Annotated in this window: 5 protein-coding genes and 1 pseudogene; 4 read left to right on the top strand and 2 right to left on the bottom strand. The window is 71.9% G+C overall.

Going from position 1 to position 6,289, the window contains the following annotated elements; genetic code table 11:
• Positions 1 to 72: 72 nt before the first annotated feature.
• Positions 73 to 1,986: an NAD-binding protein gene (locus GUY60_RS32380; RefSeq protein ID WP_161704387.1), complete on the bottom strand. Its 1,914-nt coding sequence runs from the start codon at positions 1,984 to 1,986 to the stop codon at positions 73 to 75.
• A gap of 170 nt (positions 1,987 to 2,156) precedes the next feature.
• Here GUY60_RS32380 and GUY60_RS38335 point away from each other — a divergent pair, with 170 nt between their 5' ends.
• The gene (locus GUY60_RS38335; protein WP_187370181.1) at positions 2,157 to 2,507 is read left to right on the top strand and encodes a hypothetical protein; all 351 of its coding nucleotides are present in this window, start codon (positions 2,157 to 2,159) and stop codon (positions 2,505 to 2,507) included.
• Positions 2,508 to 2,687: 180 nt separating this feature from the next.
• On the opposite strand, the pseudogene GUY60_RS32370 reads toward GUY60_RS38335, so the two are convergent.
• Positions 2,688 to 2,969 (bottom strand): annotated as a pseudogene (locus GUY60_RS32370) (transposase); the annotation flags it as partial.
• Between the two features lie 45 nt (positions 2,970 to 3,014).
• Between GUY60_RS32370 and GUY60_RS32365 the strand changes: the two are divergent.
• From GUY60_RS32365 to GUY60_RS32355, 3 genes are all read left to right on the top strand, one after another.
• Positions 3,015 to 4,229, top strand: a complete 1,215-nt coding sequence (locus GUY60_RS32365) for an RNA-guided endonuclease InsQ/TnpB family protein (RefSeq protein ID WP_161704385.1) — start codon at positions 3,015 to 3,017, stop codon at positions 4,227 to 4,229.
• Positions 4,230 to 4,417: 188 nt separating this feature from the next.
• Positions 4,418 to 5,587, top strand: coding sequence for a lactate 2-monooxygenase (locus tag GUY60_RS32360; protein WP_161704383.1), 1,170 nt, complete (start codon positions 4,418 to 4,420; stop codon positions 5,585 to 5,587).
• Positions 5,584 to 6,289, top strand: a 706-nt coding sequence (locus GUY60_RS32355; protein WP_161704381.1) for a 2-hydroxyacid dehydrogenase, incomplete at its 3' end; no start/stop codon positions are given. The genes GUY60_RS32360 and GUY60_RS32355, both read left to right, overlap by 4 nt.

Here is a 6,289-nt window from a genome sequence, read left to right as displayed (position 1 = left end):
CCTCCGGCGATTGAGGAGGCCCGTCCGGCGAGGACTTCGAGAAGGGGCGGGGAGGAAAACGCCCCGCAGGGCTCAACCTGCCGCATCCGCCTCCACCACCACCCGCCGCCCAAGAAGCTCCGCAAGCCCCCGACGGGTCGCCGCGACGACAACCCGGTCCTCCGAGCGCAGCATGTACCCGGGGTGCAGGTCCCACACCAGGCCCGGCGGACGCTCCTCCGCGTCGGCCTGCGGGGCCGCCAGGTCGGGGCGGCGCTCCGCCGGGTCCGCGGCGTCCAGGGCGATCACCCGCCAGCGGCCGGGGCTGAAGCTCTCCTCCACGGTACGGCCCTCCAGGAGCGGATGGCCCGCGACGTTCACGGCCACGAACAGCAGCACCTGGCGTTCGACGGGCAGCGAGCCGAGGTTCTGCCGCCCCATCATCGCGCTGGCGAACGCGGGCGCCGCGAGATGCGTACAGCTCCGGCTCAAAGTTTGGGAGTTGGGGTGCGCGGCGCGCAGGGTGCGGTAGACGACGGTGGCGAACTCGTCGTCGTACAGGCGCAGGGAGACCTTCACGTCGGCCTTCACCGAGCGGGCGTACAGGGCGGCTTCGAGGTTGGTGGTGTCGACGCTGGTGAGGGCGAGCAGGGCGTGCGCGCGTTTGATCTTCGCCGCTTCCAGGACGCCTTCCTGGGTGACGTCACCGAGGACGACCGGGACGCGAAGCCGCCGGGCCAGGTCCACGCCGCGGGCCTCCGGGTCCTCCTCGACGCACACGACGGGGATGCCGAGTTCGCAGAGCCGGGCGAGCACGCGGGTGCCGATCTTGCCGAGGCCGAGCAGTACGACGTGCCCGGAGATCCGGCGCGGCGGGCGGCGCAGCGCGGACGCGGTGCGGAACGTGCCGAACGCTTCGAGCGCGGCGGCCAGGAGCACCGGCAGGAGCAGCAACCCGGCGAATCCGGTGAGGAGTTGGAGGATCCGGCGGCTGCGGGGCTCGTCCTCGGCGGGGTCGCCCATCGCGAACAGGTCGAGCAGCGTGACGTAGGTGGCGTGCAGCGGGCTGCCGCCCTGGGTGATCCAGGTGGCGACGGCCAGGGCGAGGCCGCAGACCGCGAGTCCGGCCACGGTCCAGCGCAGCCGGCGGGAGAACAGCTGGCCGAGCGGGGCGCCGCGCACGCGTTGCGGGGCGGCTTCGGGCCCGTGGTAGGCGACCTCCTCCAGGACGACGGTGCCGCGTCCGCCTGCCGCGGCGACGGCCGCGTCGTCGGGCAGCAGTTCCGTCTCGGCTCCGGCACCGTCGGCGCGGCCGCGCGGGTCCACGTCGGTGGGCGAAAGCAGGGCGAGCGTGCACAGGCCGCGGTCGGCGCGCTGGCCGCTGCGGGTCGGGGCGCGCTCGGCGGCCCGCAGGAGCAGCCCGTCGACCTGGACGACCTTGGTGGTGGCGGCGATGGCGGTGGCCGCGAGGGCCGGGGCGGCGGTGTCCGCGTCGGACAGGACGGTGGTGGAGGCGTCGGCGGTGTCGATGCCGGGTGAGGCCAACGCGCAGGCCTGGTCGAGGAGTTCGGCGAGGTGCTGGCCGAGTTTGCGGTTGTAGAGCCGGATGACGAGGCGCAGGTGCGGGTTGAGGCGGCGGGCGGTGAGGGCGGCGCGGATGTTGGTCTCGTCGTCGTCGTTGACGAGGGCGAGCGCCTCGGCCTGCTCGACCCCGGCCGCCACGAGTACGTCGTCGGTCAGCTCGGCGGCCTCGATGAGCGGCCCTGGGCCGCTGTCGGGCTCGTCGGGGTCGTCCGGGGTGCCGCCGGGGCCGGGGCCGTTGCCCGCCGCCCGGCCCATGGCGGCGGTGACCCGGCCGAAGAAGGAGCTGGCCCGGGACCGTACGGACAGCGGCTCGTCCCGTCTCTGCCCGGCGGACGGCACGACGAGCGTCACGCGCTGGCCGTACACCTCGCGGATCTCCTCGGCGAGGCGTCGGGCGAGCGCGTCGTCACCGCACACAACCATGCGGGGCGCGGCGGAAGTTGGCTGGGTCTGCTGCTGCGGTACGGATGACACGGAAGGCAAGAGTGCCCGAGGACGGCCCGCGGTTCCAGGCCCGGCCGATCTTCGGCGTGGGCCGCCCCCTGCCTCTGGGCGCTGCCCCGGCGCGCCGTGCGGCACGTACCCTCGAAGTCATGACTGACGTACTGCCTCTGCTGCTGATCGCGACCGGCATGCTCGCCGTGCTCGGTTTCTGCGCCTGGCTGGCCGTGCAGGCGCGCCGTGGGGGCGCAGCGGGCGCGGCGATCAGCGCCGCCATGGCCGCGCACGACGAGGCCCTGAAGGTCACCTCGTACGAGGCCCATGTGGAGGTCCGCGAGCAGGCCCGGCGCAAGACGCCGCTGCTTTCGCCGGACGAGGCGTGGCACCCGCCGCTCCAGGTGTCCCGGCGCCCGGACACGAGCGGCGTGTGGCGCTCCCGCCCGCGCCGCGGCCGGCTCACGGGCCTGCGCCGCCGGATCTTCCGCCGGGGCCGCACGCGCTGACCCGTACGGCTAGGGGTACGGGTGCCGGTACGCAGGCAGACCCGTGCCTCCGTACACCAAGTGTGATCCATCCCTGATCTTGCGTGGGCATCCCCGGCTTCGGCCGGGGAGGGAAACGCATGTCAATGCTGCTCTGACGCGCACTGTCAGCGCGGGTTCGCGCTGTTGGCCTCGGCTCGCGGGTTGTTTCTGTCCTTCGATGTATTGGCGGATCACGGCCAGCGGGGCACCGCCGCAGGAGCCGGCGAAGTAGAAGCGGGACCAGAACACCGAGCCCATTCCGATCCGGTTGATTCGGCCGGTGTACTCGGCCCGCAGGTACCTGAAGCTAACCCTCTTGAGCATGGCGTCATCGAAGATGCCCTGCCGGGATTTGGTCACGAACACCAAGCACGCATGCAGCTGGTAGGCGACGTGACGGCCCGTGCGGATATCGGGGTTTGGTACCCAGCGCGGTGAAATACACCATATGGTCGCCGGAACGGCCTTGGGAGGGGGGTGGGTCGGGTGATGCGTGCGTACAAGTTCCTCATGCGGCCCACCGTGGGCCAGCAGGCCGCGCTGGGCGAGATGCTCCGTGACCACTGCTCGCTCTACAACGGGGCGTTGCAGGAACGCCGCGACGCCTACCGGCATGTCTCGAAGACATCCGTGAAGTACGGGCAGCAGTCCGCCCAGCTCAAAGAGATCCGGGTGTTTGACCCGGAACGTCAGGGCCGTTGGTCGTTCAGCTCGCAGCAGGCGACGCTTCGCCGCCTCGACAAGGCGTTCGCCGGGTTCTTCCGCCGGGTCAAGTCCGGTGACACACCGGGTTATCCGCGTTTTCGTGGCGTCAACTGGTTCGACACGGTCGACTTTCCCAAGGACGGTGACGGTTGCCGTTGGGACTCGACCCCGCACGACCCGGTGACCCGTGTCCGGTTTCAGGGTGTGGGGCACGTCAAGGTCAACCAGCACCGGCCGGTGGTCGGCAAGGTCAAGACCGTGTCGGTCAAGCGCGAGGGTCGGAAGTGGTACGTGGTCCTGACGGCCGAGCAGGCGCAGCCCGAGCCGCTGCCCGCGACGGGCAGCGTGGTTGGCATCGACCTGGGCATAGCCAACTTCCTGGCCGACTCGAACGGCGAGTTCGTACCCAATCCGCGCCATGGCCGGAGGGCCGCCGCGAAGCTCGAAGCCGCACAGCAGGCGCTGTCCCGCTTCCCTCGTGTGCGACGTGACAAGCGAACAGCCAACCACCGCCGGGCCGTTGAGAAGGTTGCCGATCTGCACCGCACGGTGCGTCGCCAGCGCCTCGACCACGCGCATAAGACCGCGCTCGGCCTGGTCCGCGCACACGATTTCATCGCGCACGAAGACCTCAAGATCTGCAACATGAGCAAGGCCCCCAAGCCGAAGCCCGACCCCGAGAGGCCGGGCAGCTTCCTGCCCAACGGGGCCGTCGCGAAGGCCGTGTTGAACCGAAGTATTGCTGATGCCGGTTGGGGGGTGTTCCTGACGATCCTGCACGCCAAGGCTGAAAGCGCCGGACGAGACATGATCGCCGTGGACCCCCGCAACACCTCCCGCACCTGCCCCGAATGCGGGCACACCGCGAAGGAGAACCGGCCCACACAAGAGAAGTTCCACTGCGTCGCGTGCGGCCACACCGCGCACGCGGACACGGTGGGCGCACTCAACGTTCTACGGGCCGGGCTGGTCCGTCGCGAAGCCTCACCGGCATAGCGAGAAGCCCCCTCCTTCAGGAGGGGGAGGAGTCACCCCTTACGGCCGCGCCGCTCCCCGTGCCAAGATCCGCACCACGCAGAACGCTCGACGCACAACGGCAACGCACAAGGCAGAACGCACAGCGCGGGGCTCGCGGCGCGGGCTCACAGCACACACGTACGCGGGCGCGGGAGGCGGCAGTTCGGATGGCGCAGCACTGGGCGGACTTTCAGTACGAGATCTATCTGAAGGGCATGACGGGCGCCGTGCCCCGGCTGCCCACGGATCTGACCCGGCTCGAGGAGCTGGTGGAGCGGCGGCTCGGCCCAGGGCCCGTCGGCTACGTGGCGGGCAGCGCGGGCAGCGGCAGCACCGCCGCCGCCAACCGGGCCGCGCTCGACCGGCGCCGGATCGTGCCGCGGATGCTGCGGGACGTGCACGAACGCGACCTGTCCGTCGAGGTGTTGGGGCGCCCACTGCCCGCACCGCTGGCGCTCGCGCCGGTCGGGGTGCTGTCGATCATGCATCCGGACGCGGAGTCGGCGGCCGCGCGGGCCGCCGCCGCGCAGGGCGTGCCGTTCGTCCTGTCGTCCGCGTCGAGCACGCCGATGGAGCAGGTCGCGGCGGAGATGGGCGACGCGGAGCGGTGGTTCCAGCTGTACTGGGCGAAGGACCGGGAGGTGACGAAAAGCTTCCTGGACCGGGCGAAGGCGTCCGGGTTCACGGCGCTGCTCGTCACGCTCGACACCCCGCTGCTCGCCTGGCGCCCGCGCGACCTGGACCAGGCGTATCTGCCGTTCCTGCACGGCGTGGGCACCGCCAACTACTTCTCCGACCCGGCGTTCCAGGCAGGTCTGGCGAAGCCCGTGCACGAGGACCCGGACGCCGCGGTGATGCACTTCGTGGGGATGTTCGCGGACCCGGCGAAAACCTGGCCCGACCTGGCGTTCCTGCGGGAGAACTGGGACGGCCCGATCGTCCTGAAGGGCATCCTGCACCCGGACGACGCGCGGCTCGCGGCGGACGCGGGCATGGACGGTGTGGTGGTCTCCAACCACGGTGGCCGTCAGGTCGCGGGCTCGGTCGCCGCGGCCGACGCCCTGCCGCGCGTGGCCGAGGCGGTCGGTGACCGGCTGACGGTGCTGTTCGACAGCGGGGTACGCACCGGGGACGACGTGTTCAAGGCGCTGGCGCTCGGCGCGCGGGCGGTGCTTCTGGGGCGGCCGTACGCGTACGGGCTCGGCCTGGACGGGCAGGCGGGCGTCGAGCATGTGATCCGCTGTCTGCTCGCCGAGTTCGATCTGACGCTCGCCCTGACCGGGCACGCCGGGCCGGGCACGGTCGGGGCGGACGACCTCGTGACGGAGTCGGTGTGAGCGCCCCGGGCCCGCACGTTCTGGCCGTCGTGCCCGCGCACGTCGGCGGGCGCGCGGCGGGCGCCGGGTTCGCGAAGCTGCTGCCCGCCCCGGCGCGGGTCACGGTCGTCGAGTCCGTCGACGAGGACCCGGAGGCGCTGCGCACCGCCCGCGCGCTGATCACGGCGCTCTCCCCGGTGACGGCCGAACACCTGGCGGCCGCACCGGAGTTGAGGCTCGTGCAGTGCGCCAGCCACGGCTTCGACTATGTGGACGTCGACGCGGCGCGCGGCCGTGGCGTACCGGTGTGCACGATCGGGTCGAGCGGCGCGGAGAAGCAGAACGTGGCGGAGCAGACCTTCGCCCTGATGCTCGCCCTCGCCAAGCAAGTGGTCCCCGCGCACACCGCCCTGGTCGAGGCCGACTGGGCGCTGCCCCGCCTCAAACCGTCACTCACCGAGCTGTCCGGCAAGACCCTCGGCATCGTGGGGCTCGGGCAGATCGGGCAGGAAGTGGCGCTGCGGGGGCGGGCGTTCGCCATGGACATCGTGTACGCGGGGCGCAGGCGGGCCGACCCCGAGGTGGAGGACCGGCTCGGCGCCCGCTACCTGCCGCTGGACGAGCTGCTGCGCACCGCGGACTACGTGAGCCTGCACGCGCCGCTCACCGACGCCACCCGGAACCTGCTGTCCAGGGAGCGTCTCGCCCTGCTCAAGCGCACGG

Source organism: Streptomyces boluensis (genome assembly GCF_009908195.1).
In the GTDB taxonomy this organism is placed as follows: Bacteria; Actinomycetota; Actinomycetes; order Streptomycetales; family Streptomycetaceae; genus Streptomyces; species Streptomyces boluensis.
The sequence above is the reverse complement of the archived record's forward strand: the minus strand, read 5'-3'. Positions and strand labels throughout refer to the sequence as shown.